This window comes from Actinospineispora eucalypti (genome assembly GCF_039543365.1).
Classification (GTDB): Bacteria; Actinomycetota; Actinomycetes; order Mycobacteriales; family Pseudonocardiaceae; genus Pseudonocardia; species Pseudonocardia eucalypti.
Window position 1 is genome coordinate 312839 of sequence record NZ_BAABJP010000004.1, and the last position, 26801, is coordinate 339639.

General features: G+C 66.4%; 24 protein-coding genes. 11 read left to right on the forward strand and 13 right to left on the reverse strand.

Annotated elements, in window-relative coordinates; genetic code table 11:
- Positions 1 to 3: 3 nt before the first annotated feature.
- The gene (locus ABEB12_RS06565; RefSeq protein WP_185062860.1) at positions 4 to 429 is read right to left on the reverse strand and encodes a MarR family transcriptional regulator; all 426 of its coding nucleotides are present in this window, start codon (positions 427 to 429) and stop codon (positions 4 to 6) included.
- A gap of 599 nt (positions 430 to 1028) precedes the next feature.
- Between ABEB12_RS06565 and ABEB12_RS06570 the strand changes: the two genes are divergently transcribed.
- The 7 genes from ABEB12_RS06570 to ABEB12_RS06600 all read left to right on the forward strand — a co-directional run bounded on the left by ABEB12_RS06570 (position 1029) and on the right by ABEB12_RS06600 (position 7833).
- On the forward strand, positions 1029 to 2843 hold the full coding sequence (locus ABEB12_RS06570; RefSeq protein WP_185062861.1) for a sodium:solute symporter family transporter: 1815 nt from the start codon (positions 1029 to 1031) through the stop codon (positions 2841 to 2843).
- A gap of 39 nt (positions 2844 to 2882) precedes the next feature.
- Positions 2883 to 3257, forward strand: a complete 375-nt coding sequence (locus ABEB12_RS06575; protein ID WP_185062862.1) for a DUF485 domain-containing protein — start codon at positions 2883 to 2885, stop codon at positions 3255 to 3257.
- 129 nt (positions 3258 to 3386) lie between these two features.
- Complete coding sequence (locus tag ABEB12_RS06580) at positions 3387 to 3527, forward strand: hypothetical protein (protein ID WP_185062863.1); 141 nt, start codon at positions 3387 to 3389, stop codon at positions 3525 to 3527.
- A 39-nt stretch (positions 3528 to 3566) separates the two neighbouring features.
- The gene (locus tag ABEB12_RS06585) at positions 3567 to 6386 is read left to right on the forward strand and encodes a nitrate- and nitrite sensing domain-containing protein (protein WP_185062864.1); all 2820 of its coding nucleotides are present in this window, start codon (positions 3567 to 3569) and stop codon (positions 6384 to 6386) included.
- Entirely contained in the window at positions 6383 to 6778 is a 396-nt protein-coding gene (locus tag ABEB12_RS06590; RefSeq protein WP_185062865.1) for a roadblock/LC7 domain-containing protein, read from the forward strand. Before ABEB12_RS06585 ends, ABEB12_RS06590 begins: the two co-directional genes overlap by 4 nt.
- Positions 6779 to 6806: 28 nt before the next feature.
- A complete protein-coding gene (locus ABEB12_RS06595) occupies positions 6807 to 7250 on the forward strand; it encodes a DUF742 domain-containing protein (RefSeq protein WP_185062866.1) in 444 nt (147 codons plus the stop codon).
- Entirely contained in the window at positions 7231 to 7833 is a 603-nt protein-coding gene (locus ABEB12_RS06600) for an ATP/GTP-binding protein (protein WP_185062867.1), read from the forward strand. Before ABEB12_RS06595 ends, ABEB12_RS06600 begins: the two co-directional genes overlap by 20 nt.
- 304 nt (positions 7834 to 8137) lie before the next feature.
- Here the strand turns inward: ABEB12_RS06600 and ABEB12_RS06605 are convergent, their stop codons facing one another.
- The 7 genes from ABEB12_RS06605 to ABEB12_RS06635 form a co-directional block, all read right to left on the reverse strand.
- Positions 8138 to 9682 carry a long-chain-fatty-acid--CoA ligase gene (locus ABEB12_RS06605; protein ID WP_345702617.1) on the reverse strand — a complete coding sequence of 515 codons (1545 nt, stop codon included), beginning with the start codon at positions 9680 to 9682 and terminating at the stop codon, positions 8138 to 8140.
- 119 nt (positions 9683 to 9801) lie between these two features.
- Entirely contained in the window at positions 9802 to 10467 is a 666-nt protein-coding gene (locus ABEB12_RS06610) for a TetR family transcriptional regulator (RefSeq protein ID WP_221498234.1), read from the reverse strand.
- A gap of 81 nt (positions 10468 to 10548) precedes the next feature.
- Positions 10549 to 11592, reverse strand: coding sequence for a zinc-binding dehydrogenase (locus tag ABEB12_RS06615; RefSeq protein ID WP_185062869.1), 1044 nt, complete (start codon positions 11590 to 11592; stop codon positions 10549 to 10551).
- A gap of 72 nt (positions 11593 to 11664) precedes the next feature.
- Positions 11665 to 12528, reverse strand: coding sequence for a mycofactocin-coupled SDR family oxidoreductase (locus tag ABEB12_RS06620; RefSeq protein ID WP_185062870.1), 864 nt, complete (start codon positions 12526 to 12528; stop codon positions 11665 to 11667).
- 3 nt (positions 12529 to 12531) lie between these two features.
- Positions 12532 to 13044 carry a VOC family protein gene (locus ABEB12_RS06625; protein WP_221498235.1) on the reverse strand — a complete coding sequence of 171 codons (513 nt, stop codon included), beginning with the start codon at positions 13042 to 13044 and terminating at the stop codon, positions 12532 to 12534.
- A gap of 3 nt (positions 13045 to 13047) precedes the next feature.
- The gene (locus tag ABEB12_RS06630; RefSeq protein WP_185062871.1) at positions 13048 to 14550 is read right to left on the reverse strand and encodes a CoA-acylating methylmalonate-semialdehyde dehydrogenase; all 1503 of its coding nucleotides are present in this window, start codon (positions 14548 to 14550) and stop codon (positions 13048 to 13050) included.
- A 32-nt stretch (positions 14551 to 14582) separates the two neighbouring features.
- Positions 14583 to 15146: a cupin domain-containing protein gene (locus ABEB12_RS06635; RefSeq protein ID WP_185062872.1), complete on the reverse strand. Its 564-nt coding sequence runs from the start codon at positions 15144 to 15146 to the stop codon at positions 14583 to 14585.
- A gap of 331 nt (positions 15147 to 15477) precedes the next feature.
- Between ABEB12_RS06635 and ABEB12_RS06640 the strand changes: the two genes are divergently transcribed.
- The 3 genes from ABEB12_RS06640 to ABEB12_RS06650 all read left to right on the forward strand — a co-directional run bounded on the left by ABEB12_RS06640 (position 15478) and on the right by ABEB12_RS06650 (position 17463).
- Positions 15478 to 15978: a nuclear transport factor 2 family protein gene (locus ABEB12_RS06640; protein WP_185062873.1), complete on the forward strand. Its 501-nt coding sequence runs from the start codon at positions 15478 to 15480 to the stop codon at positions 15976 to 15978.
- Positions 15975 to 16433 carry a DUF3237 family protein gene (locus ABEB12_RS06645; RefSeq protein ID WP_185062874.1) on the forward strand — a complete coding sequence of 153 codons (459 nt, stop codon included), beginning with the start codon at positions 15975 to 15977 and terminating at the stop codon, positions 16431 to 16433. The genes ABEB12_RS06640 and ABEB12_RS06645 overlap by 4 nt, the downstream gene beginning before the upstream one ends.
- A 217-nt stretch (positions 16434 to 16650) precedes the next feature.
- The gene (locus ABEB12_RS06650; protein ID WP_221498236.1) at positions 16651 to 17463 is read left to right on the forward strand and encodes an alpha/beta hydrolase fold domain-containing protein; all 813 of its coding nucleotides are present in this window, start codon (positions 16651 to 16653) and stop codon (positions 17461 to 17463) included.
- Between the two features lie 36 nt (positions 17464 to 17499).
- Here the strand turns inward: ABEB12_RS06650 and ABEB12_RS06655 are convergent, their stop codons facing one another.
- Positions 17500 to 18555, reverse strand: coding sequence for a saccharopine dehydrogenase family protein (locus tag ABEB12_RS06655; RefSeq protein ID WP_185062876.1), 1056 nt, complete (start codon positions 18553 to 18555; stop codon positions 17500 to 17502).
- A gap of 81 nt (positions 18556 to 18636) precedes the next feature.
- On the opposite strand from ABEB12_RS06655, the gene ABEB12_RS06660 reads away from it, so the two are divergent.
- Positions 18637 to 19215 carry a TetR family transcriptional regulator gene (locus ABEB12_RS06660; RefSeq protein WP_185062877.1) on the forward strand — a complete coding sequence of 193 codons (579 nt, stop codon included), beginning with the start codon at positions 18637 to 18639 and terminating at the stop codon, positions 19213 to 19215.
- Between the two features lie 417 nt (positions 19216 to 19632).
- On the opposite strand, the gene ABEB12_RS06665 is transcribed toward ABEB12_RS06660, so the two are convergent.
- The 4 genes from ABEB12_RS06665 to ABEB12_RS06680 all read right to left on the reverse strand — a co-directional run bounded on the left by ABEB12_RS06665 (position 19633) and on the right by ABEB12_RS06680 (position 26658).
- Entirely contained in the window at positions 19633 to 20583 is a 951-nt protein-coding gene (locus tag ABEB12_RS06665) for a right-handed parallel beta-helix repeat-containing protein (RefSeq protein WP_185062878.1), read from the reverse strand.
- Positions 20580 to 21431, reverse strand: a complete 852-nt coding sequence (locus ABEB12_RS06670) for a hypothetical protein (protein ID WP_185062879.1) — start codon at positions 21429 to 21431, stop codon at positions 20580 to 20582. Before ABEB12_RS06670 ends, ABEB12_RS06665 begins: the two co-directional genes overlap by 4 nt.
- Positions 21432 to 22711: 1280 nt before the next feature.
- Entirely contained in the window at positions 22712 to 23515 is an 804-nt protein-coding gene (locus ABEB12_RS06675) for an NUDIX domain-containing protein (RefSeq protein WP_185062880.1), read from the reverse strand.
- Positions 23512 to 26658 carry a ligand-binding sensor domain-containing protein gene (locus ABEB12_RS06680; RefSeq protein ID WP_185062881.1) on the reverse strand — a complete coding sequence of 1049 codons (3147 nt, stop codon included), beginning with the start codon at positions 26656 to 26658 and terminating at the stop codon, positions 23512 to 23514. The genes ABEB12_RS06675 and ABEB12_RS06680 overlap by 4 nt, the downstream gene beginning before the upstream one ends.
- Positions 26659 to 26801: the final 143 nt, after the last annotated feature.

Genomic DNA, 26801 nt, shown 5'->3' on the forward strand with positions numbered 1-26801 from the left:
GCCCTACAGATCCGCCACCTGGAGCCGCATGGTGAGCATCTGCAGGACATCGCGGAGTTCGGCGACCTCGGTCCGGGTCAGCCCGGAGGCCCGAGCGATCGCGATGGGCACGCCCTCCGCCTCGAGGCGCAGACGGAGGCCCACCCGGGTGCCCCGCACCTCGACGCTGCGCACGTCGTCGACGCTACGACGCCGACTGATGAGACCCGCCCGCTCGAGTCGGGCGAGCAACGGCGAGAGCGTCCCCGAGCTGAGCTGGAGCCGATCACCGAGCTCGCCGACGGTCACCACGCCCCGCTCCCAGATCACCAGCATGACCAGATACTGCGTGTGAGTCAGCCCGAGAGAGGCGAGCTGCGGGCGATAGGAGCTGTTCATGGTGCGCGACGCGGTGTAGAGCGCGACGTAGAGCTGCGCCTCCAGCCCCATGGGCTCTCGCCTGGCGGCCGACTCAGGCTCGTGCACATGGGGCGAGTCTTGACGACGCGCCACGCTCAGCACGTCCCTCGCGCCGACTTCGGCACGACCGGCGCCGAAGTCGCGCCCGGGTGGCGGGCCGCCACCCGGACAGGGGTCAGCTTCGCGCTGGAACTCGTTTCACTTTGGATGCTTGGCGTTGCAAAACACATAGTCATGACCTCTCGGGGGGAGCGATACGCCTGGCCGGGATGGACATCCAACCGACACAGATTAGGTAACTGTTACACCCCTTACGAGTGAACGCAAAGGTCGCGCCCGACACGTATGAATGATGAGAACATCATATATCGATCGCGTACGTGGCCTAAACTAACCCACACAGGTGATGTACGGCGCACATGTTGCACACAGCGCTACCGGCATCACTCAGGCAAAACATCTTCTGAGACGCGGCGCTCGATATTTCTGGATTGCCTCGACCGTCGTGACCCTGTCGCACAACGGGTCGTTGACCGCTCGCGAAAGGGGGCGACCAAAGTCCCCTGATCGGGTTTCTTCCCGGGTGGAACGGCGTCGGCCCCCGGGACAGGACAGCAGAAGGGCCTGACATGTATTCAGCGACACCGCCGGCCGCCGGAATCGGTTCGTCGGCACTGAACATCAGCATCTTCGCGGTATTCGCTGTCGTCACCCTGGTCGTCGTCCGGCAAGCCGGCAAGGGCAACCGCTCGGCGGCGGACTACTACTCCGCCGGCCGAACATTCACCGGCGCACAGAACGGGGTCGCCCTTGCCGGAGATTTTCTCTCCGCCGCGGCCATCCTGGGCATCTCGGGCGCGATAGCCTTCTACGGCTACGACGGATTTCTGTACTGCATCGGCGCGCTGGTGGGCTGGCTGGCCGCGCTTCTCGTCGCGGAAGCGATCCGCAACGTAGGCCGTTTCACCATGGGCGACGTGCTGAGCCTGCGGCTGCGCGAACGCCCGATCCGTGCGGCCGCCGCGCTCTCCACGGTCATCGTCGTGCTCTCGTACCTGTTCGCCCAGATCGGCGGTGCCGGCGTCCTCGTGGCCCTGCTGCTAAATATCACAAGTCAGGCTGGCCAGGCTCTGGTGATTATCGGTGTCGGCATCCTGATGACCCTTTATGTGCTCATCGGTGGGATGCGCGGCACGACCTGGGTGCAGATCATCAAAGCCGGCCTGCTGCTGGTCACCACCTTCGTACTAATGACCTGGGTACTGGGCCGTGAAGGCTTCAATTTCAGCGCGGTGCTAGGTGCCGCCATCGAGCGGAACCCGCACGGAGAGGCAATCCTCATTCCCGGTCTGCAGTACGGGGGGAGCTCGACCTCCACCCTGGACTTCTTCTCCCAGGCAATGGCGTTCGTCATGGGCACGGCCGCGCTCCCGCACGTATTGATGCGGTACTACACCGTGCCGGACGCGCGAGAGGCGCGCCGATCCATCTCCTGGGCGATCTGGCTCATCGGGGCCTTCTTCACGGCCGCAATGGTGGTCGGTTACGCGGCCGGCGCCATGGTCGACCCGGCCACGATGGCCAGCGCGCCGGGCAAATCGAACGCGGCGACACCGCTGCTCGCCTATCGACTGGGCGGCGAGATCCTGCTGGGCATCGTTTCGGCCGCCGCCTTCGCGACGATCCTCGCCGTGGTCGCCGGGCTCACCATCGCCGCATCGACCTCGTTCGCGCACGACGTCTACGCCAGCATCATCAAGCGCGGCAGGGCCGAGCCGCGCAAGGAAATCATGGTCGCCCGGGTCTCGGCGCTGGGGATCGGCGTGGTCGGGATCGCCGGAGGGATCCTCGCGAAGGACCAGAACATCCTGTTCATGGTCTCTCTGACGTTCGCCGTGGCGGCCTCGGCCAACCTGCCGACGATTCTCTACTCACTGTTCTGGAAGAGGTTCTCCACGGCGGGGGCACTGGCCAGCATCTACACGGGTCTCATCTCCTCGGTGACGCTGATCGTGCTCTCCCCCGCGGTCTCCGGCGGAAAGACATCCATGCTCCCGAACGCCAACTTCCAGCATTTCCCGTTGAGCAACCCGGGAATTGTGACCATTCCGCTGTCGTTCCTGCTCGGATATGTTGTCTCGCTCCTGTTCCCGGAGAAAGCCAGCCAGGATCGGCACGCGGAAATGCAGGTCCGAGCCCTGACCGGCGCTGGGAGCGAAGCCGTTGCCCAGGCCGCGGACCATCTGCCCGAACACGGGAAATTCGACGAATATGACGACGACCTCGAACCGCGGCGCGATGCATCGGCACGCCCCGAGCCGGTCGGTGCTCTCAAGGCCAAGGCGGTGCCCGATGCGGGTGAGGCCACCGAGTTGGTGTTCACCGTCGCCGAAGTGGAAGCCATCGCCCGCCGCGTGACACGAGAGTCTTCGGCCTCCGCTTAGGCCGACATCCGCGCACATTGAGCCGGAGGAATTCGGGAAATGACCGTCCAAAACCATCTCACCTCGCCAGCCAGCGTATACCAGCAGATCTATGAGAGCGACGAGTTTGTCGAACTCAAGCGCAGGCGACGGGGATTCGTTCTGCCGATCAGCATCCTGTTTATTACTTGGTACGCAAGCTACGTCGGGCTCGCCTGCTACGCGCCGCAGTTCATGGCGGTGAAAGTCATCGGCAACATCACCGTGGCACTGGTAGCCGGCATTCTGCAGATCCTCAGCACGCTGGTGCTCGCCACCTTGTACGTACGATTCACCAACCGGGAAATCGACCCAGAAGCCGCACACGTACGCCGCATGGTTGAACAGGCCCGACGCGGAGAAAGTGAGCAGAAGCTGTTCGGCGGCAATCGATAATGGACGGTCCTGGTCTTTTGCCGGCTCTCCCTGACCACTATCAACGGGCGGTTTTCCGCGGTGCGCCGATTTCAACGATTTGCTGGAGACTCCCCATGGAACTGGTATTCGGGCGACGTCGAACGCCATGTGTGCCGCCTGCGCGATACCGGCGGCGCGGCCGGCGCCCGGGGCCGGCCGGATCGTGTCGAGTACGCCGACTACCTGCTGGCGATCGGGTACACCGAGCAGGAGCTGCAGAACATGGTCGCGGCCCGGGCGGAGGACTGACGGTGCGCGCCGGACAGAGCGCAAGCGGGCGGTGCTGAGATGGGAGGCACCGAAACCGGCTCGATGCGGCTAGATCGGCTGCTTCCGACGAACTGGAACCTCCCGGTCAAGCTCGCGGCCGTACTGGCCGTACCGATCGTGCTGGCAATGACGTTGGGTGTGTTGCGAGTCGCCGGCGACGTCGACGACGCGACCGCGATCGGCCACCTGGACCGCTACCTGGCGGCCGGTGACCGGGTATCGGCGCTCGTCACGGACCTGCAACACGAGCGGTACCAGGCGGCCGTATTCGTTGCCGGCGCTCGAGCCGGCGATCAGGCACCCCTACGGAACGCATTCGCCGCGGTGGACGCCCGGCTGGCCGACGCCAAGGCCATGATCGGTGACGCCTCCGCGCTGGGCAGCGGCCCGCGCGCGGTCTACCAGCAGATCACCGACCAGCTGTCCCGGCTGGACGCCTTGCGCGGCCGGGTGACCGACACCCGCCCAGACATGCCGAACGGGGCCGCCAACCGCGCGGACCCGCTGATGGTCAACCACTACACCGGTTTGATCGGCTCGATGCTGATGTTCGAGGCCGCGCTGGGCCGCCAGACGGGTACCCCGGTCTCGGCCGGGCTGGCCTCCGAGGTGACCGCGTTGGCCGCCGCCCATGAGCAGATCTCGCTGCAGCAAGCGGTGATCGCCGGAGCGATCACTCGGGGCGAGATGCTGCCGGTGGATGCCGACATGGTCCGCGGCTCCGATGCACGCCTCTTCACCGCAATCGACCAGCTGCGCATCGGCGCGGCCGGCGGTCGCCGCGAGCTGCTCAAGTGGACCGAGAGCGCCGCCGTCCGAAAGCGGGTGCGACTCAAGCAGACGGCGCTCAACGAGGCGACGCCCGCCCGGGCCGCAGCCGAACGGAAGGCTCCGCGCAACCAACTCGGCGTCGACCGGGCCGAGTGGGATGCGGCGCACGACACCGAACTCGCCGACCTGCGGGGCACCGAGGCCGGCGTGCGCGCGGAAATCAAGGCGAACGGACTCGAGCGGCAGGAGCGAGCCAGAAGCGCCGCCGGAATCAACTCGGTGATCCTGCTGCTCGGTTTGCTGACCACGGCCGCTGTGGTGTACCTGATCGGCAAGTCGATACTCAACCCGCTGCGGATACTGCGCGGCACCGCCCTGGAGGTGGCCAACCGCAGGCTGCCGGAAGCGGTGCGGAGAATGCGGGAGGGCAAGGCCCCGGACAGCGCGGTGACGCCGGTGCCGGTGGCGGGCCGCACGGAGGTCGGCCAGGTGGCCCGGGCGTTCGACAAGGTGCACAAGCAGGCCGTCCGCCTAGCCGCCGAGCAGGCCGCCTTGCAGAACAACGTCAGCGGCATGTTCGTGAACCTGTCGAGGCGTAGCCAAAGCCTCATCGAGCGCCAGCTGCGGCTGATCGAACAGCTCGAGCGCAACGAGCAGGACTCCGAGCAACTGGCCAACCTCTTCCAGCTGGACCACCTGGCCACCCGCATGCGTCGCAACAGCGACAACCTGCTGGTCCTCGCCGGCAGCGAGCTCACCCAGCGGATGCACCAGGTGGTACCGGTGGTCGACGTGCTGCGCGCGGCCGTTTCGGAGATCGAGCAGTACAAGCGGGTGGTCGTGCAGCCCCCACCGGACGCGCGGATTCTGGGCCGGACGGCCAGCGACCTCGTGCACCTGGTGGCCGAGCTCCTGGACAACGCGACGAACTTCTCGGCGCCAGACACCCGGGTTCTGGTCAACAGCACCCGGAACACGGATGGGTCCGTCCTGCTCGAGATCTCCGACGAGGGCGTCGGCATGTCGCCCAAGGAACTGGCCGCCGCCAACCGTCGGCTGTCCGGGACGGTCTCGATGGACGTGTCCACGTCGCGCCGGATGGGCCTGTTCGTGGTCGGCCGACTCGCCGCCCGGCACAGCATCCGCGTGCGCCTGGCCAGCGCGCACACCACCGACAACAAGCAGTCCGGCACCACGGCCTACGTCCACGTGCTCGCCAACCTGGTGGTCGCGCCGGCGGCCACCACCGACCCACCCCCCACGCAAGAGCACCGCCCCGAGGGCAGCGAGCAGCCACGCAAGGCCGCGCAGACGCAGAACGGCACACACACCGCGGACCGGAAGCCGGCAGAGACCCGAACGGCACGCCCGGCACGGACCGCGGTCAACGGCTCGGGCGTCCACATGGCGCTTCGGCCGGCGCTACGCGTCGACCAAGCCCTCCCCGAGCGGCGGAAGCGCGCGCCACAGCGTCCACAGCCGGTGCCGGTGAACGCACCGGATCCGATCGTCGCCCCCGACCCGCCCTCGATGCCGAGCCCGGTCCACACCGAGCCGGCCGCGTCCCCGCCGGAGCCCTCCGAGACACCGATCTACACGCGGATGGAGTCCGCCTGGTTCCGGTCAGCCGGACGCGAAGCACCCGACCCCCTGACCCCGCAACCCACCAGGTCGGGCACGAACGGCGCCGAACCGGCCGCGGCGACCGTGCTCGGATCGGCCGAGGCCGACGATCCCGGCCAGGCCAGAAACGGCGCCACCCCCGAGCAACGGTCCCCGGAATGGGGCGCGTCGCACGCGCTGCACCCGATGCCGGAAGCCCCACCCTCCGGACTCACCGATTCCGGACTGCCCAAGCGGAAGCCGGGCTCACAACTCATTCCGCGCGGCGCGCATGCCCCGACGGATGCGAAGCCTCGCGAGGCGCCCGCCCGTCGCGCAGAGCAGGTCCGCAGCCAGCTCACCAGCTATCAAAAGGGGCTCCGGCAGGGCCGGGCCGGTCACCGCAAACCCGAGCAAGCCGAGTCCGTACACGTCCCACCCCACCCCCGAGGAGCCCAAAGTTGAACGAGCGGAGCGAGTTCGGCTGGTTGCTCAACCACTTCGCCGAGCAGACCCCCGGTGTCGCACACGCCATCGTGGTCTCCACCGATGGCCTTTTGCTGACCGCCTCACCGGGTCTGGCCCGAGATTACGCCGACCAACTGGCGGCCGTCACCTCCGGGCTCGTCAGCCTGACCGACGGAGCCGCTCGCTGTTTCGAAGCAGGCCGGGTCGTGCAAACGGTCGTCGAGATGGAGCGCGGTCTCGTGCTGCTCATGTCGATCAGCGACGGTTCCTGCCTGAGTGTGCTGGCGTCGCCGACCTGCGACCTCGGCCTGGTCGCGTACGAGATGACCATGCTCGTCGACCGGGCGGGTCAGCTGCTCACGTCCTCGCCGCTGCACCCGGTCCGATAGGGCGCCACCGACAGGCGGGTGAACCACGATGTCGACCGTGCCCAATGGGCACCACGCGAAGAACGTCCCGACCTTTGCGGACGTGCTGGACGGCTATCAGCTCGAGGACACCTGGTGGTCCCGGCGGACCGGCCGACACCGTCGGGTCGAACCGGATCACGGATCCGAGGACTGGGCAGAGTGGCAAGATCAACTGGAGGTGGAGACGTTGGTGTCTACCAGCCCACGTGGCCGCGAGCAGCTGATCGTGCTGCGCCTCGAGCAACGAGCGGTGGTCGAGCTGTGTCATCTGCCCCGCTCGGTGGCCGAGGTTGCCGCGGTGCTGCGGCTGCCTCTGAGCTCAACCCGAGGCTTGCTCGACGAGATGGCGGGCCGGGGCCTCGTCGCCGTGCACCGGTCCATCGCCGCCCAAGGCGGTATTCCTGATCTCATGTGGATGGAAAGGGTACTCAGTGGACTCCGCCAGATATGACCACGAGCCCGAGGCAGTTCCCGCCGCGACTTCCGCCAAGATCATTGTGGCGGGTGGTTTCGGGGTCGGGAAAACGACGTTCGTCGGATCCGTCTCAGAGATCGTCCCGCTGACCACCGAAGCGGTGATGACCGAGGCGAGCGTTGGCGTCGACGATCTGGAGTGCACGCCCCAGAAGCACACCACGACCGTGGCGATGGACTTCGGCCGGGTGTCGCTGGAGTCGGACCTGATCCTTTACCTCTTCGGCACTCCCGGACAGCATCGGTTCTGGTTCATGTGGGACGACCTCGCCCGAGGCGCTATCGGCGCGGTAGTGCTGGTGGACACCCGCAGGCTGGCTGATGCTTTCGCCGCCGTCGACTTCTTCGAAGACCGCGGCCTGCCCTACGTGGTGGCCCTGAACCGCTTCAACGGCCAGCTGGCACACGAAGTCGAGGACGTCCGGGACGCCATGGCGATCAGCTCGATCGTACCGATCGTCAGCTGCGACGCCCGTGATCGGGCATCCACCAAAGAAGCCCTGATCGAGCTGGTCGAGTACGCGATAAAGAAGCGGCTGACGCCGGCCAGCCTGGCTTGAGCGCCGACGCGGCGAACTCGTCAGAGATCTCGAATCGGGACTCGGCAGTCATACTCCCCGGTACGACGAGCGGCCAGCGAGCAGATTCCTGAAGTTGGCCGCATCGACCGCTGCGCCGGTGCCAAGTCCGGTGGGTTGCAGATCGAGGATTGGCAGCGAGCCGAAGACCGCTGGCGGATCGTTCGCGGCGCGCGAGTTGGCCGAGGAGCGGCTCAGCGGCACTGACGGCCGCACTCTGTCGTTGAGCAGGACCGCACACCCATCGATGCTCAGAGGGGCTAGCCCAATCGAGAGCTGTCGGCCTCTATCGATGCCGGGCTGACCCGGGCGGACGGACACCGGAAGGCGGTGGCACGACTTCGCGGCGCAGAATTTTTCCGGTAGGACCTTTGGGAAGGCTGTCGACGAGCCAGATTATGCGCGGGTACTTGTACGCCGCGAGCCGGCCGCGGACGAAGTGTCTGAGTTCGTCCGGATCAGTCGTTTCGCCTGGTTTGAGTGCCACGGCGGCGCCGATCTCCTCGCCGAGCTCGGTGTGCGGGATTCCGACGACCGCGGCTTCGGCAACGGCGGGGTGCTCGTAAAGGACTTCCTCGACCTCACGCGGGTACACGTTGTATCCGCCGCGGATGATCAGGTCCTTTTTGCGGTCGACGATGGTGTAGTAGCCGTCCGCATCCTTGGTGGCGATGTCACCGGTGCGGAACCAGCCGTCCGGGATGGCCACCGCGGTGGCTTCCTGGCGGTTCCAGTAGCCCTTCATCACGTTCTCGCCGCAGATGGCAATTTCACCAGGCTCGCCGGTCGGGACGTCGAAGCCCTGGTCATCGACGGTGCGCAGTTCGCAGCCCCGGACCGGGAGGCCGATGGTCCCGGGCCTGCGCTCGTGACCGGGTTGGTTGAAGCAGGCGATCGGGGCGGTCTCGGACAGGCCGTAGCCCTCGTAGATCTCGCAGCCGAAGCGCTCCTCGAAGGCGTGCAGGATTTCCACCGGCATCGCGGCACCACCAGCGATGCACGTGCGCAGCGAGCCCATCTCGGCGACTTCGGCGTCGACGTGATGCAGCATCGCCGCGTACATCGTGGGAACGCCCTCGAACACGGTGACCCGGTCGCGGCCGATGACTTCCAACGCCTTGCCGGGGTCGAATCGAGAGATGAGGGTCAGCAGCGAGCCTGCCAGCACCGCGGCATTGAGGCCGCAGGTCAGGCCGAAGACGTGGAACAGAGGCAGGCAGCCCATGATCACGTCGCCGGGGCCCGCCTCGATCAGCGTCTCCACAGTTGTGGAGGCGTTGGAAGACATGTTGTGGTGGGTGAGTTCGGCGCCTTTGGGGCTGCCGGTGGTCCCGGAGGTGTACAGGATGACCGCGGTGTCGGCGGGGGCCCGCTCCACGGGCTCGGTGATCGGCGACCCTCCCAACTCGGTGGGTCCCGTCGCCGGAACGACTATGCCGGTGATCCCGGCGGCAGTCGCGGCCTGGCGCACGACGTCGCCCCCACCGTCCCAGCCGTAGACGATCTTCATCCCGGAGTCTTCCAGGTAGTACCGCACCTCGCGGTCCTTGAGTAACGGGTTCATCGGCACCACGACCGCTCCGGTGAGTAGTGCGCCGTAGAACAGAATTGGGAAAGCTGGCACGTTCGGAAGCACCAGCCCGACCCGATCGCCCGGTACTACGCCCCGGGACCGCAGGTCACCGGCGACGGACGCCGCCGCGTCGTGCAGCTGAGCGTAGGTCAGCACGCAGTCGTCGAGCTTCACGGCAGGCCGATCACGGTGCGTCCGCACGGTAGCGATGAGGTTCGCGGCCAAGTTCGACATAATCGACTCCAGGAAATCCCGCATTGCCCAGTATTGCCCGCTGCCACAATTGACCAGAGGGTAACTTCAAGTGGATCTGAACAGCGAATCCACGCAGTGTAAAAAGAGCGTCAACTCGCGTATCAGCCAGCAATTTCGAGTTTTTATTGGGCTCGGGTTCCGATGCCAAATACCGAGCGCAGCCACACCGTAGCTATTGTCTCAGCTATGTCCTCAGTGTGAATCGCATTTCCACTGCGCATGCTCATCAATCCTAGGTTCCGTTCGCCCATCCACATCAGCGCCGCCGCCAGCGCTCGTGCGGGTGGGCCGCCGACGGCCACCCCGGTCGCCCGGTCGCGCTCGATGGCCGCGGCCGCGGCCTCGATGAATTGACCCAGGATCGATTCCCACTGAGACCGCAGCTCGGGTTCGGCTCCCACAGCGTCTCCGACCTCCCGCAGAATGTGACCGTGCCGATCCCATACGGCCACGACCTCGGCGGCGGCTTGCTCGATCGCCTCCTGCGGTGCCATGTCCGCGGGGCGTTCGAAGATGAACCGTGAGGCGGTGAACACATCTTCGGTGACGGGTCCAAGCATCGCGAACAGAACTTGCCACTTCGACTCGAAGTAGAAGTAGAACGACGACCGGGACAGACCTGCCCGCTTGGCAAGGTCGTCGATGGAGACCGCGCGGAGCGGCGTGTCACGCAGCAGCTCGTACGCGCCGTCGAGGATCGCCTGCTCGCGCCGATCGCCCTTCGTGGGCCGCCGCCTCCCGACGCGAACGTCCGGCCAGACAGGACCGGATGAGGAAGTAGTCGCCACCGTTGCATGGTAGTCCACTCCCTTATTCGCCGCTTCCATTGCATCCTTGGACCGTGGCGGTACGCAACAAACCGCGGAGTCCTACAACTCCTCCGGGTCGGCGACTTTGATTACGAGCTTCCCCCGACTCTCGCCGGAAAAAATGGCGTTGAGCGTCTCGCGGGCATTTTCGAGACCTGCCACCACCGTTTCCTCGTAGCGTAGTTTACCTTCTTCAAGTGCCACGGCGATCCTGCCGATGACTTCGCTGAATCGGTCGACGTGATCGGAAACGATGAATCCGGTGAGCTTCACCCGCTGCATGAGCAGCTGGTTGAGGTTGAGCAACGTTTCTTGATAACCCTTCGCGCCGTAACCGTTGTAGTCGGCGACCATTCCACACAACGGAATACGCGCCCCCACGTTCAGCCGACCCAGGACGTGGTCCATGATCTTGCCGCCCGCGTTCTCGAAGTCGACATCGATTCCGAGGGGCGTGGCCTCGTCGAGCTGTGCCCGCCAGTCGTCGGCGTGCCGATCGACGCAGGCGTCGAATCCGAGCTCCTCGACCACGTATCGGCATTTCTCCGCGCCGCCCGCGATACCCACCACCCTGGCACCGCGCTGCTTGGCCAGCTGACCGGCGATGGACCCGACAGCGCCGGCGGCGGCGGAGACGATGAACGTTTCGCCCGGCTTGGGGTCACCAATCTCCACACCGATGTAAGCCGTGATCCCGGTGTGCCCGAGCACGCCGAGGAACGTGTGCAGAGGTGCGGGCAGCGGATCGGGGAGCACCGTGAACGATGCCTCGGGTCTCGAGTCATCGGCCAAGCAGTAGTCCTGCCATCCGGTGAATCCTTGCACGAATGAGCCGGTCGGCAGGTCGTCGCGGCGTGATTGAACGACCTGCCCGACTCCGACGCCGCGCATAACAGCGTTCAGCTCAACGGGAGGCATATAGCCTCGGGTGGAGCTCATCCAGACGCGGCTGGTGGGGTCTACGGACAGGTAGAGAGTGCGAATGAGCGCCTGTCCTTCGGTGAGCTCCCCGACAGGTTCTTCGAGCCACTCGAGATCCCGGTCGCGGACCGGGCCGCGAGGCCGGCTACGGAGCCGGTAGAGCCGGTTGACCGTATTTTTCACCGTTTCTCCTCGGCCTTTTGTCTGAGCACCTGGACCGCCAGCTTGTGACTCGCATCCATATTTCGACGGCGGTCAGTTGTCGGCGGCCATCTTTGCGAGGTTCAATCCCGGGATGATCGAATGTCCGCCATCGACATGAAGTTCCAGCCCGGTGGTCCATCGAGATTCGTCGGAGGCGAGCCACAATACCGCCTCAGCCATCGCTCGCGGCGGCAAGAGTCCTACGTTCTGCAACACAGTCCAGTTTTTTGCGCCTTGGAGGTCTTCTTTTGTTCCCTGGCCCTCTCCCCGACCCGCGCAGAGGTCGTAACCGCCTTGCCAGTCCAACCCCTTGGTGTCGGTGGGTCCGGGTAGCAGGGAATTGACACGGATGTTGTACTCGCCGAAGGCTAGGGCGGCACTCTTCGCCAGCCCGAGCGCCGCATGCTTTGATGCGACGTAATGTACGTAGCCGGGGGCGCCCTCGACTCCGTTACCAGAAGCGGTGACGACCACTGAGCCTCCACCAGCTTCCTTCATGTGTGGAGTGACGGCTTTCAGCGTTCGCCAGACTCCAAGAACGTTGACATCCAATACGTCCCAGAATTCTTCTTCGGGAATCTCCGCGAAGGGACGAACCGTCCACACGCCAGCGTTTGCTACCGCGACATCGATGCGACCGAAGCGCTTCATCCCCTCGGCCACCAGCTCATCCAACGACTTCTGCTGGCGGACATCTCCCTCGTGCGCAAGGATCTGGCGGTCCAGCGCCTCGACTTCCTTGACGGTTTGCTGAAGGTCTTCGGGAGAGCCTAGCGGGTAAGGAATCGCGCCCTTCTCCGGGCAGTCAATGGCAAGAATATCGGCGCCTTCTTCCGCAAAGCGCACGGCGATTGCTCGGCCTTGACCTCGTGCCGCACCGGTCACTAGTGCGACCTTTCCGTCCATACGTCCCATCGCTTACTCCTCCTTGAGTGGTTGATGCTCCAGAACGCCAATCGACTCTGCCGAGGGCGTGATCAGTTGCAGGAGCACGTCGATCCCGGGTGGTTCGGTCCACACATGCATCGCGCCGGCGAGTTGGATGGGCGCCGCGATGGGTTCGGGACGACCGGGGCCTCGGATCACACAACCCGACAGCTCCGGCCCACCAGGTCCCCGCAGTCGTAGAGCCACATGATCGAGCGCCGCGGGGCGGGCACCGAGGGCGCGATCGAGAGCGGCCTCGTCATGCAGCGTGTACAGCTCGATCGCGGCCCCGGCAACGTCGAGGAATACCGCGCTGAGCTCAAGATCTGGCGCCTCGAACCGCCGGAAGACATCCACGTTGAACCTGTCGACCCATGCCGCCACAGCCGAAGGAAGGTCACGTACGAGCACGCCGACATGGTCGAGTTCCGGGCTGTCTGTGCGCTTGTCGGCGTTGGTTGACTGGCCGGCGCTTTCGTTGCCGGCCGGTGTGCGCGATTGCATGGACTACTTGCCCGAGGCCACGAAGTGCGGGACAAGACCAGGAGCCGGCTCGGTCCACCGCTGGGTGACTACCTTCGCTCGCGTGTAGAACCGGTAGGCGTCGTGGTTGAGGCCGTCGTCGCCGAATCGAGAGTCCCCCCATCCCCCGAATCCGAACCAGGCGGTCGGAAGTGGGATGGGCACGTTGACGCCAACGCTGCCGGTACTCACACCTCGGGTGAACCGCCGCGCGGCGGGCCCACTGGTGGTGAAGATCGATGAGCCGTTGCCGTAGGAGTTGGCGTTGACTATGTCGAGGGCTTGATCCAGGTCGTCGGCGCGCACAACGCTGAGCACCGGACCGAAGACCTCCTCTCGGTACAGCTCGCTCGCGACGTCCACGTGGTCGACCAAGCTGGGGCCGATGAAGTAGCCAGGGCCTGGGGCAGGTAGATCGCGACCGTCCACGACCAGCTGCCCTCCTTGCTCGGCCGCGCGCTGGAGCGCCCCACGGACACGGTCGAGGGCGGCACCCGAAATCAGCGGACCCATGTCAGAGTCGGGCCCGGTACCGGGCCCGACTTTCAAGGAAGCGACCCGCTGGGCGGTCTTGGCGGTGAGCGTCTCCGCCGCCTCGCCGACGGCGACCGCAACGGTAACCGCCATGCAACGCTGTCCGGCAGCGCCGTAGGCGGCCGAGACCAGGGCGTCCGCCGCGGCATCGAGGTCGGCGTCGGGCAGCACGACCATGTGGTTCTTGGCACCGCCGAGAGCTTGGACCTTCTTGCCGGCCGCGGCCCCTCGCCGGTACACCTCCCGGGCAACCGGGGTCGAGCCGACGAACGACACCGCCGCGACGTCCGGGTGGTCCAGCAGTGCGTCGACCGCCTCCTTGCCGCCGTGGACAACGTTGAACACGCCGTCGGGCAGGCCAGCGTCGTGCAGCAAGCGGGCCAGCCGCACTGGCACGGTGGGAGCCTGCTCGCTTGGCTTGAGGACGAAGGTGTTTCCGCAGGCGAGCGCGGCGCTGGACATCACCACCGGAATCATGGCCGGGAAGTTGAACGGGGTGATGCCGGCGCACACGCCCAGCGGTTGCCGGAACGAGTAGGTGTCTACGCCGCCGGCTACCTGGTCGGCGTACTCGCCCTTGAGCTGCTGGATGACCGAGAGGGCGACGTCAACAGCTTCGATCGAGCGAGCCAGTTCACCCCTGGCGTCCGCAAGCGTCTTGCCCTGCTCGCTGGTGATCAGCGAGGCCAACTCGTCGCTGTGCTCGAGCAGGAGTGCCCGGAACCGATGTAGCACCGCCGTCCGCGCGGTGGCCGGGGTGGCCGCCCAGGTCCCCGCCGCGGACCGAGCGTTGAGCACGGCTCTGCCCACGACGTCGGCGCCGCCCATTTCGACGGTCCCCACCACGCGTCCGGTCGCCGGGTCACGAATCTCGGCGCGCGGACCGTCCGCCGGCGCCACCGCGGCGCCGGCGATCCAATGTGGCACCGCTTCGAGTGCTAGGTCGATGGTCATTGCTGCTCCTTGATCCCTCGTCCGAGGCTCGGTCAGGCCTTCACGTCGCGGGGATGGGTGAGCTCCGGGAAAATCTCCACGCCGTAATTGACCCGGAGGTTCTCGGCCTCGGCCTGGAGCTGTTCCGGGGTCCGGAGCTCACGGTCCCGTGCGGAGTAGAAGTACTTGTCGATGCCCCCGTTGGGCTCGAAGCGGTCGACGTCCGGCCCGGGTACGAATACCACCAGGATGCGTGCCTGATCACCCACCACTTCGTAGGTGTGGCGCTCGTTCTTGCGCCCCCAGACGAACTGGCCCTTTTTGGCGCTGTACGAGCCTCTCTCGGTGTGAATCCTGATCTCACCATCCATGACGAAGAAACCTTCTTCCTCGCGGTGGTGGATGTGCCATGCGGGCTCGGTGCCGCGCTTCCAGTCGGTCTCGATCACAATCAACTGGCCGTTGGTGGTCTCGCCGGTCGCGTGAATCCAGAAATCGACACCGGTCATGAAGTCCCCGGTCATCGTGAAATTGATCTGGTCGCGGTGCGAAACGTAGCTCTCGCCATTGCGGGTATCAGCCGGTTGAACCTGCGCAACGTCCGATGTGGTCGCCATGGCATTCCTCCTCGTGTCGGTGCCGCGGCGACGGGCGAGGCCACGGCGTCTCCGGGGAGGAGGGTAGACGCACTGGCTAGTCTAGTCAACAGTGAGTCTAAAAATACTCGACAGACTGTCCACTCCAACTAAGATGCAGGTCAGCACCACCTTTCTGTACCGCTCCAAGCCTTCGGGCCGCACGTCCAGCAGACCTCGACCCTCCGGGACCGCACCTGTCCGGGTCGCCTCCAGGAGTCGACATGCTGTTGAATCTAGCCGACATCTAGTGCATTATCGATCCGCCCGGGTTCAGGCGAGCATCCCGGCTACAGCCAACGGAGGCGACGAAATGAGCACGCACAGTGACAATCGCAAGGTGGTGGAGCAGTTCTGGGCGGCGCTGGACGACGGTCCGCCTCGCGGGGCCGAACTGGAATCGTGGAAGAACACCTTTGCGGACGACGGAGTGTGGGAGATGCCGTTCGCGGGTGCTCCCCTTCCCCGATCCATCCCGGGCCGGCATCTGATCGGACACTTCGTCGACTGGTTCTTCTCCGCGGCGCCAGATCTGCACATCGTGTCGTCGATCGTGCATGAGACAACCGATCCGGAGCTGTTCATCCTGGAGCTGCGCGGCGAGGCGACTCTCACGCTGAACGGCAACACCTACGCAAACAACTACTGCACCCATATGCGTATCCGGAACGGAAAAATAGTGCTGTTCCGTGAGTACTTCGACCCCAACGAGGTCTTACGGGCCTTCGGGCGCGACGAAATCGCCAAGGGAATAGAACAGGTCATGGCCGCGGCTGGAATCCAGGCGGCCGCAACTCAGGAGGTTGGTCGATGAGGCTCGTACCGGAACTCACCTACACCGCCCAGCTCAGCCCTCCGCAGGTTGTCGGCCCGGGCCCCTACGGTCTCCGCCAGGTCCTCGCGGTGTCCGGCGGCAAGGTCGAGGGCGAGAGGCTCAGCGGAACAGCGGGTGAAGGCGGCGGCGACTGGATGCTGGTGGGGGACGACGGGTTCGCTCGGCTCGATGTGCGCGGGCAGTTCCGCACCGACGACGGCGCGGTCATCTACCTGAGTTACCTCGGGCTTTTCGAGATGAACGACGTCGCGCTGGCCGCGATCACCGGAGGTGCCAGCAGCACCGACTACGGAGACAACTACTTCGTGACGACGCCGCGCCTGGAGTGCGGGGATCCACGGTATGCGTGGGTGAACCAGAGCGTGTTCGTCGGGCAGGGACGCGTCCGGCCCGGTCCCACGGTGGAGTTCAGGGTCTTCCGGGTCGAGCCATGATCGACCCAACCTGGCACCGGTTCTTCGACGCCGGAGCGAGGTCATTTCCCAGCAGGCGTCCGCGATCATGAGTTCGCTGCATCCCCAGGTTCAACAACTAGTCGCGGCATTGGCCACGAAACCCCCCGCGGCCCCCTGGGAAGTTTCGATCACCGCGTATCGGGAAGCGGGTGAAAGGCTCGCGGTTCTGGCGGGCCTACCCGACGACGGATGTGCGGTGACGGAACTGGCCATCCCTGTCCGCCGCGGGTCGGTCAACGCCCGTCACTATCGTCCCCCCGGCGAGAGCGTGGGCCCGGCAGTGGTTTATCTGCACGGCGGTGGGTTCGTGCGGGGCAGCCTCGACAGCCACGACCGACTCTGCCGGGCTCTGTGCATGCGAGGCGGGCTGGGTGTGGTGTCCGTCGCCTACCGCCTGGCACCGGAGAATCAGTTCCCAGCCGCTCACAACGACGCATTCGATGCCCTTCGTTGGGTCAGCCAGCACGCCGGCGAGCTCATGATCGATCCAACCGCGCTCGCGGTCGCCGGGGACTCGTCAGGAGGCGCGCTGGCAGCGGCGACGGCACTGGCCACCCGAAGCGTCGGCCCACCGCTCAAGGCCCAAGGCCTGCTGTGTCCCGCGCTCGACGCCACCATGAGCAGCGGATCGGTAGATCGCTATCACGCCGGCCCGCTCCTCACCCGCGAAGGACTCGCCTGGTCCTACGACCAGTACGTCCCTGACGCCGGCGACCGGCGATCAGCCCAAGTCTCGCCGTTGTTCGAGGAGACTCTCGCGGCCGCGCCGCCCGCAATCATCATCAGCGCCCAGATCGACCCGGTGGCGGACGACGCACGTCGGTACGCCGAGGCCCTCGCCACGGCAGGGGTCGCCGTCAAGGCGCGCGAGTACGCCGGCATGCCTCATAGCTTCATGCTGCTCGCCGGCGTGCTCGAAGACGGCGAGCATGCCCTCACCGCGTTCGCTAACGACTTGGCGGAGCTTGTGAAATCGGGCCGAGCCGGTCCGGGGCCTTGCGCTAGTTAGATCTCCTCGGCAAGATCCGACCGACTCAGCCGCTCTTTAGCCCGTGACCACGAATTCGGCGCCGGCGGCCAGTGCTACCTCGGGGCCGAAGAGTCTGGCCGGGGTGAACGCGCCGGGGCGGCCCTCGCCCTTGGCCAGGCGCAGGGCAACCTCGGTGACGGCGCCGACCGTGAACTCCATGCCCTCGCCGGTGCGCAGCCAGCCCTCACGCACGCGACCGGACGGCCATTCGACTCGGGCGCGGCCCCAGGACGATCGGCGTGGGCGTTCCTTGGCCGTGGTCGCCGTGATGCGGGCGAGCCGCCGGGTGGCGAAGCCGGCCAGGCCGGGCAACCGCAGCGCGGCACCGATCGCCGGCAGAGCCGCTCGGACGGCCGGGTTGGCCGGGGCGAGAGTCGAGGCGCCGATCACCGACGGGGCACCGCTGGCCTGCCAGGCCGCAAAGAGCTCGCCACTGGCCAGGGACGCGGTGGTGACCACGTCGCCGTCGGGGGTGGTCAACCGTTCGGCGGCACCGCCGGCCAGGGTGCGCACCATCCGGCCGTGTCGCACCTCTCGGCCGCCGTCGAGCAACGCGTGCACGATGGTGGCCGCCAGGGCTTCGCCGAGGGCGCCGGGTTCGGTCGCGACCGACGCGATGGCATCGACGCGGACTCGTGAAGGCTTTTCCTCGTCCGCCAGCAGATGCAGCAGGATGCTCTCGGTCGCGAGCACACCGAAGCCCGCCCCGGAAACCAGCGTGCGACCGGTCGCCGCCGCTTCCCGGTCCATGTCGTGGAGCAGCTCGAACGTGCTCAGCTCGTTGGCGACGTCGACGTAGTGGGTGCCTGGCGGGCAGGCCCGCGCGACCCGCGGCGCCGTGACCGCGAACGGGCCCACCGTGTTGATCACGACGGCCGGCGCCTCGGTGGCCAGCCGCGCGCAGACCTCGTCGAGCGAGCCGGTCACCGCCCGGGCGTCCGGACTCACCTGGGTCAGCCGCTCCCGGCCGCGGCCGGTCACCACCACCTCGGCGCCGGCCTGCCGCAGACGCTCGGCGGCCTCCCGGCCGACCCGCCCGGTCGCGCCGAGCACCCAGATCTCACCCGTCATGTTCGCCTCCACCGGCCATGGCACGTCATGTCATCACGAACGTAGAGTACGACACGACGTGTCGTCACTAGAATTCGCCGTATGGGTCGATGGCAACCGGGTGCGCGAGAACGACTCGAGCAGGCCGCGCTCGATCTCTTCCTCGAGCAGGGCTTCACCGAGACCACCGTGCCCCAGATCACGGCGCGGGCCGGTCTCACCACCCGTACGTTCTTCCGGCACTTCGCCGACAAGCGTGAGGTGCTGTTCGCCGGCGAGGAGCTGGTGCCCGAGCAGGTGGCCCACCTCATGGCCCAAGCACCACAGTCGCTCGGCCCGATGGAACTGATCACCAAGGGCCTCGCCCCCACCGCTGCCGAGATCTTCCAGGGCCGCGGCCTCGACTACCTACTACGCCGACGGGCCGCGATCGATGCCGAACCCGCCCTGCATGAGCGCGAGCTGCGCAAGTTCTCCCTGATGTCGAAGGCCCTGGAGCAAGGCTTCCGCGACCGCGGCATCGACGACCTGACCGCCCAGCTTGCGGCCGAGATCGCCGTGACCACGTTGCGGATAGCGGTGACCCGCTGGCTCAACCAGCACGGCGACCCCGACCTCCCGACGACCATCAACCAGACCCTGGCGGCGATCAGACACCTGGCGAACACGCCGTCGGCTTAGGGCTTCTTAACCAACGGGCTGAGGACAAGCTCCCGCATCGGGAACCGCGTCGGCAGGCTCATCATGGCAGTCATGATCAGGACCTGGCTGATCGGCGAAACCGGCTCATTTCGCGCCGGCCATCCGCCTGTAGGCCGGATACAGGCCGCCACGCCGGATCGCCCAGCACCCTCAACGTCTACCGCGCGTTGGTGGACCGTAACTGCGGGCGCGCGGTCGCGGCGGAGTATGCCGGTCACAGGGCGGCGATCTGCACTGCCGTCGCCCCTGACGAGGTCTTCACCGTGCGCACGTACGCCACAACGCGCCAGCCTATGGACCCCGGCTAGTGCGCAAGATCAGGCCGCCCAACCAGCAAACCCGCCGGTCACAGCGGTACGCCCCCTCGACACCGGCCCCAGTGAGAAAGCCAGGTCGTTAGGGTGCGCCCCCGACGTCGGGTCCCTGGTAGCCGAGTTTTGATGTCTCGTCCATGCCGACCTCGTAGTCGATGCCGTCGCCGATGGTGTTGTGGTTGACCAGGGCGTTGGTCGACTTGTTCTGGAACGCGAAGGCTTTGGGTTTCGCCCCTTCGATCTCGTTGTCGGTGGCCTCGACCCGGGTCACGTCGTCGATCATCAGGGCCTGGTCGGCGTGGTTCTCGCAGTAGTTGTTGCGGAAGTAGAAGTTGCTCGAGGCGCCGACCCCGGAACCGTCCCCGGCGGAGCTGTTCGGCCCCTCCGCCATGAGGCAGATGTTGCTGATCCGTTCGCAGCGGTTGTCCGCGATCTGGATCTGTTCGCTGGCCACGTTGTCCTCGTCTGTGGCGAAGGTCTGCATGCAGTCGGCATGCGCGCCGCCCAGGTGCACGGTGTCCCGGATGGTGTTGTGCGTGATGGTGATGTTCTTGCCGAAGAACCGCAGGCCGTCCCCGTCCTTCCCTCGGGGGCTGAGCACCGTGTTGTTCTCGAACGTGATGAAGTTGCCGCGCAGCGAGGCGCCCGGCCCGATGGGCCGCACGAGGTTGACGCCGCTGATCTGCACGTAGTTGGCCTGCACGCTCAGCCCGCGGAGAATGGTGCGGCCGTCGCCGACCAGCTCGATCGGCTTGCCCACCGTGCCGGACCGCTTCAGCACCAGGCGCTTGCCGTGCAGGTCGCCGATCAGGCAGATCCGGGTCCCGGGCTTCGCCTCATCCATGGCCCGATCCATCTGCTCGGTGTCGGTCACCGTCTGCGCGCACTGCTTGGGCGCGGGCAGCGGCCGGATCGCGCCCCGGCCATCGGAAGCGGTGTGCGCGGGCAGCACGGGTCTGGGCCCCCCGCCGCACCCGGCGAGCACCGCTAGGCACAGCGGCACGACCAGAGTCGAGATCAGCGAGCGCCTCATTCCTCGCTCCCCCACAGCCCGATGATCACCACGTAGAGCATCAGGCCCGACCACAGCCCGCTGATCACGCCCAGGTACATGGCCGGAGCGGCCATGCGGGAGATGTTCGCCATCGACCGCGCCACGATGTGCAGCAACGCACCCGCCGCCAGCCCAGACAGCCCGATCTGCGCAAGCTCGTCGGACAGGAAGGTGCCGAGTACCGCGGCCCCGAAGACCGGCGCGGCGGCCAGCAGCGCCACCCGCGCCACCAGGCCACCCGGTCCGGTGGGCGCGTTCGCCGGTCGGGCGGCCCCCAGATCCATGCCGGCCAGCAACGCCTGCAACCCCACGCCCAGCGCGAGCACGATGGTCAGCGCGGTTTGCTTGTCGTCCCCGTAAGAGCCGATGGCCAGCGCGGCGAGCGCGCCGGACAGCCCGATCCCGATCGCCATGTGGTCGACCCGGCGGACGGTGTGCCGCACGCCCACCGGGAGCGCGACGGTGGGCATGGTCGCGATGTTGCCACCGACGGGCGGCGCCGGCGGCGTGCTCACCGGCGCACCATTACCCGTCCAAACCCGCGCCTGCCAGTACGGCAGCAGGAACCCGAGCAGCAGCGCCCCGAGCAGCATGCCGGCGTTGCTGGCCACCTCGCCGAGGTCCGCCATATCGTCCCGGAATTGCTCGAGGACGACACCGACCGGTACGAACCCCTGCCGCATAACTGCCCAGACCAGAAATAACAATCCGCCGCTGAGCGCTGCTCGCGGGAGGAACCCCGGGGGCTTTCTCCGCTTGAGGAACAACCCCGGTAGCACCGCGAGCGCCGCGATCAACGACACGGCGAGCACGCCTTCTTCGGACATTTCCCCACCCGTTGAGTGCTTGTTAAGAAATTGAATAACCAGCGTCAGCTCGGCATGCCGAGCTGGATATTGGGGAGCATAATCAATGCCAAAAAAGCCTGGCGCGGCGGATGGTTAAACGGGTTCACGGCCGTTATTCCAGATCACACCACGATCACGGCGACACGATCAGCGGTGGGACCACTTGCTGGCGGGGCATCCGTGCGTTCGGCGAAACGCGGGCACGCTCATCCGATGCCCGCTGCGCTCCCTCCGCGGTCACTGAGCCCGTCAGTCCCGCCCCAGGCGTGGGTTCGCGCCCGGTGGCCACACCGGTGACCAGGCCCTCGGTGCCGCCGCCATGGTGAGTGCGGGCTAGCTCGAGGCAGACCAGGAACCGCGCGGGAAGCGAGTGCTGGGTCGCCGCGACCGAGGCAGCGTCTCCACCAACTGCTCGCCCGGGAGTTCACGCCGCCATTCGGTGAGTACGTGAGGGATCCGGATGGCCAAGTCCGACCTGGCCGCCCGCCCGATCTAATGCCCGCACCCGAGACTCGGTCGAAGCCCACCCGACCATCGTGTTCGCCGCCCTCGCCGTCTCCCACTGGACCGAGCACACCATCACCGCCGCCGACCCGCCTACCCGCCGACGCCCACACCGCCCTCGAAGCCATCCGCACCCATTACGGAGGGCACTAAATCGAGCCAACTCGGGCCGACCAGCTAGCCAGCTGGCCCAGGTGAGGCTCACTCGATGGCACGACGCTTAGGCGGTTCTCTCACCGCGTCCCCACACCGCGCTATGGCCGGGCGTAAGAGTTGGCCATGGCGGAGTTACCGAACGCAGTACAACTCGTGCTGGCCGGGTTCACCGGACTGGCCGGGTAGGCATGGCCGTCCTGGAGCCCACGGTCGAGTTGGCCAGCGCGCCCGGTGCGGGACGTGCCGATCTCCCGACCCGGACGCGAGCTCATCTACCAGCCGAAATGGGACTTCGGTGCAGGGTTTGGAGCGGTTGGAATCGTCAGCTCGCGATCCACGCTCGTGGCCGAGGAGAAGCAGTGGTGGGCGGCGTATCGGTTGGGGCACGTTCCGGACCTGGGTGCCCCAACGTCAACGGGATCTTCATAACGGCAACCCGCATTAACGCGTTGTCGCCTTGCCGTCGACATGCCAGCGGCCGTGGTCGTCGACCTGCTTGGCAGGTTGTCAGCACCTTGGTTTAGGCGGGTTTGGCGGCGGCCGTCGGGTGTATTGGCCGCCACGTCGCTGGGTGGCCCGCGGGTCGGCCGGTCTGGTAGTCAGGTCCGGATCACGGTGTTCTTGAGGTGTTCGAGGATGTTGGCGAACCAATTTATGTGCTTGTTTTGCTTCCAAGGTTCTATTTCCGACCAACAGTCCTTAACGTTCCAAGTCTCGACACCATCGCTGAGTTCGTTATCGAGAGGAGCATTCTCACAGTTGGGATAGGCGCGGATATCGCTGCTCTGTCTGATATTCCCGCTTGCGACGGCTTGCGCGGCTCTTCGCCCAGCATCAAGCCTCTGGGTCGCGGATACCCTAATTGCACTGAGTCTCTGTTCAGCTTGGAAGTATCCGGCTGTGTAGACGCAGCCTCTGTCCTGCCAGCAGCCTGCCCTTGCGGGCAGGTTTAGTCCGGCGAGTTCGAAACCTGTTTCCTCGCGGAACTCTCTTTTGGCACCAGCCAGGATGACAGCTCGGGTTATCTTGCCGCGCTTCGCGATCTTTTTGACCTCGTCAAGTCCGCCGCCCGGCAAAGTCCAATTGTCGCCACCGTGAAGGTCCTGACCACTGGTTGACAGGGCCTTGCCTTTGAAGAAGTAGCCTTTCGTGTTCTTGCGAAACAGCAGGAAGTTCCCGTTACTGTCGTAGATGACAGCATAAACAAAAGTATTTTGAGGCGTACGGCCGCTTGCTCTGCATAGGGCCAAACCCTCGGCGACCTTGCGCTTAAGTGCTTGACGGTTGGTGGTTGCCGCAGCGACGAAGACACGGTCCCGGCCGACTTGGTCGAGGACGCTCTCCGCGACTTCTCCAAACACTCGTTCCGCACTGGATAGTCCGGATCCTCCGGGTGCGGTCATGAGGACCCTCGCAGGCTGTCCATGATGGCGTTGCTGACTAGTTTGGTGAGTTGTTCGGAGGGCAGCGCGCGTAGGGATGGGTCTTGGGTCAGTGCGCGCTCAAGTGTGGGCACGCCGATGTCCTGGACGATCTTGGCGGCGATCGCGTCCAGCGAGGTATCGGGGGCGCTGCCAGCACCGCCGACGCCGCGCCCGGCTCCGCCTAGCATGTTGAGCGCCCCGCCGGCCGCGGTGATGTTCTTGCCGAGACCCCCGCCGGCATGGGCCGCGGGTGAGCGACCGCCGCCACCAGCGCCACCGCCAGCGCCAGCGCCACCAGCACCGGCGCCACCGCCAGTGCCACCGGCGCCGCCGCTACCGCTGCTGCCGTCGGTGGTGCGGGCGCCGTTGCCGGATCCGGCGGCGCCGGGGAGTGAGCCGGCGGCGGCGAGTTCGGGGGCGACCATGGGGAGCAGTTTTTCGGCGGCTTCCAGCGTTGTTGCCAGTGTTTTCTGGTAGTGCTCGAGGGCGGCTTTGTAGGCGTCGACGGAGCGGCCGCCCGCTGCTTGTTCGGAGGCGGCGACTTCTTTGAGTCCTTGCATGGCGACTTGGGCGTTTTCGCTGGCTTTGCTCATGTCGTCGAAGAGTTTGGTGACCATGGTTTTGCTGATCTCTGCCATGCCGGTGGGGTCGGGCAGCGCGCGTAGTTGTTGGAGCTGGGCCAGCGCGGGGTCCAGGCCGTGGCTGGTCAGGTCGAGATCACGTGCTCGGGTGTCGAGGCCGACCGGGGTGATTTCCGGTGGCAGGATCGGGATCGGCGAGTCGTGCCAGTTCCAGAATCGGGTGAGGTCGATCTTTTCGGCGGCGTTCGCCCGGGAGAGCACCGCTTCGGCGAACACCCCGGCGCTGGGCACGGCGACCACGGTGTGCTGGCTGTCCGGGCCGTCGCCCTCGTGGAGATTGTTGTGTCGCAGCCAAGTCTGCCGGGCGGTTTCGGTGGGGTAGTTCCACCGGAAGGCCAGGTAGTTACCGGTGATGGCGACCGGTTGGGGGTCCACGCACGCGCCGAGTGGACGGCTGGGCGGTGTGGGGGTGTCCCCAGCGGCCCCGTCAGGGGCTGCTTCGGTGGGGGTGTAGGTGTAGGTGGCGAGGATGCGGCTGAGGGTGATCTCGTCGAGGTTGGCCCACACGGCCTGGCTGTAGTAGTGGGGGTCGCCGTTGAGATGCCCCAGTACCGCCGCGACGTCCTGGGCGGGGTGGGTGTCCCCGCGCGCGGCGTCCGGGGTCGTCGAGCCCGGACGGTAGATGCGCACCGGCCGCCCGTCGGTTTTGATGCCCCACACTTCGTCCCTGGACACCGGGGCCACCCACGCGAGCTTGGCTACCTCCGGATCGTCGACGAAGGACGGTTTCCAGAAAAATGTGCCGTCTCCGTCATGAACGTAGAGTTCGTTGTTGGTCGTGATGGCCCACAACGACGTGTCCGACGCCGCCGCGATCATCTTCATCGGCTTGTCGTTTCTGTATGCGCTCATCCAGCCGATGCCATCCGGGGAACTGGGACGGACCTCGTTGGAGTCGCTGCCGATGTGCCAGGCCTTGCTGCGGTTGGCCGCGGCGATGCCCCCGCCCGAGCCGCTGGTGAAACGGTGCCAGCCGTCGGTGTCTCTGCGGTACAGGCCGCCACGACCGTTGACGCCCCACACCGACCCGTCCTGACAACAGCCAAGCACGGTAATGTCCTCGTTGTTCGGCTGCGGGTCCGCAACGAACACACCGTCGCGCAACCGGCACACCGTCTTGTCCTGGGTAGTCACCCAGATCTCGGTGGCCCGGCCCACGGCGATGGACACCACCGCGGCGTTGTTCGGCACCGCGGGCAGCGGCGCCCACGATGGCCCAGTCGGGTCCCACCGCACGGCCTTCCCGTCCGTCGTGACGGCACACACGGTCCCGTCCGAGGCGGCCGCTATCCGGCTCAACGTCGACGAGTCGGCCGGCGACTCGATGACGAAACCATCAGCGGTCACTTTCGCCCCTGCGCCGCCCACATCGCTGCCCACATCGCTGCCCGCGGCCCGGGACGGGCCGCTCGTGCGAGTGCTGGCGGCGATCCGGTCGGCCCATTCCGGTGGCGCGGCCGCGGCCAGGACGCTACGGAACCGGCGCAGCAGCTCCGGGGTGAAGGTGATGAGCTCCATCGGCACGAACACGCACCGGTCGATCCGCAGCGGGAACGTGCGCACGTCGTAGCTTTGCACGACCTCGTAGTACTGCACGGACATGGCGTGCATGTGGTTGTAGTTGGTGACCACCCTGGTGGAGGCCCGTGCGCCCTCGGCCTGGCTGGCCTCTTTGATCACCGTGGCCTTGCGGGTGCGGTGAGCACTCGCCTCCTGCCGGGTGCGCGCGGTCAGGTTCTGCACGGTGGACAGCGTCGCTTCCTTCGCCCCGGCCGACCGGGCGACGGTGGTGGCCGTGGTGTCGTTGTCCGCCCAACTCGCCGAGCTACCCATGCCGCCCAACAACCCAGCGAAACCGCCGGACACGCCGCCGCTTCCCGAGTGCGATTTCGACCTCGTGGTGGAGGAGCCCTCTTCGGTCTGTCTGGCCGACCCGTGCGACGTCTCGGCGACATCGCGGGCGTCATCAGTTGCCGACGACATCTGCTCGCCCTGCGCGGCGGTGTCCGCCGACGCACCGGCGTCCTGCCTGCTCCAGTCGAGCACCGCGATCCGGGTGCTCTCCCCGGGCGCCAACGCGAGGCTGTGCAACAGCCGGCCCAGCGTCACCCCGCGCGCCACCCAATTCTGCTGAGCCGTCACGACCACGCCCTCACCCGGCCGGGTGTAGAGCCCAAGCGCGTCGTCGTCGATCTTGACCGGCTCATTCAAAGCGCGGAACGTGACCGGTTCGCCGTGATCGGGAATGTCGGTCAACACCACCGTGCGATACAGCGTGGTCTCCGCCGGATAATTCCCCGACGTAGGAACCAGATCCGAGATGTCCGGCTCAACCGGCGCCCCCAACAGCCCATACACACCCGTGGGCGACAGTTCGGACCCGGCATCGTCGAGCTGTTCCAGAAGTTCATCGTCACTTCGTTGAAGGTCCGTGGACTGCTGCCCATCAACGCTTTCAGCGGAATCAGAAGAATCAGGCACGATGCCCAACAGTACGAGCAGCGCACCTCACACGGTTCATCATTCACCTGAACAGCCCAAGATCTCCCCGCGCTGTCAGAAACACACCTCGACACCCGAATGATCAAGATGTCGCTATCATGTATCGCGGACCGGGTATGGTG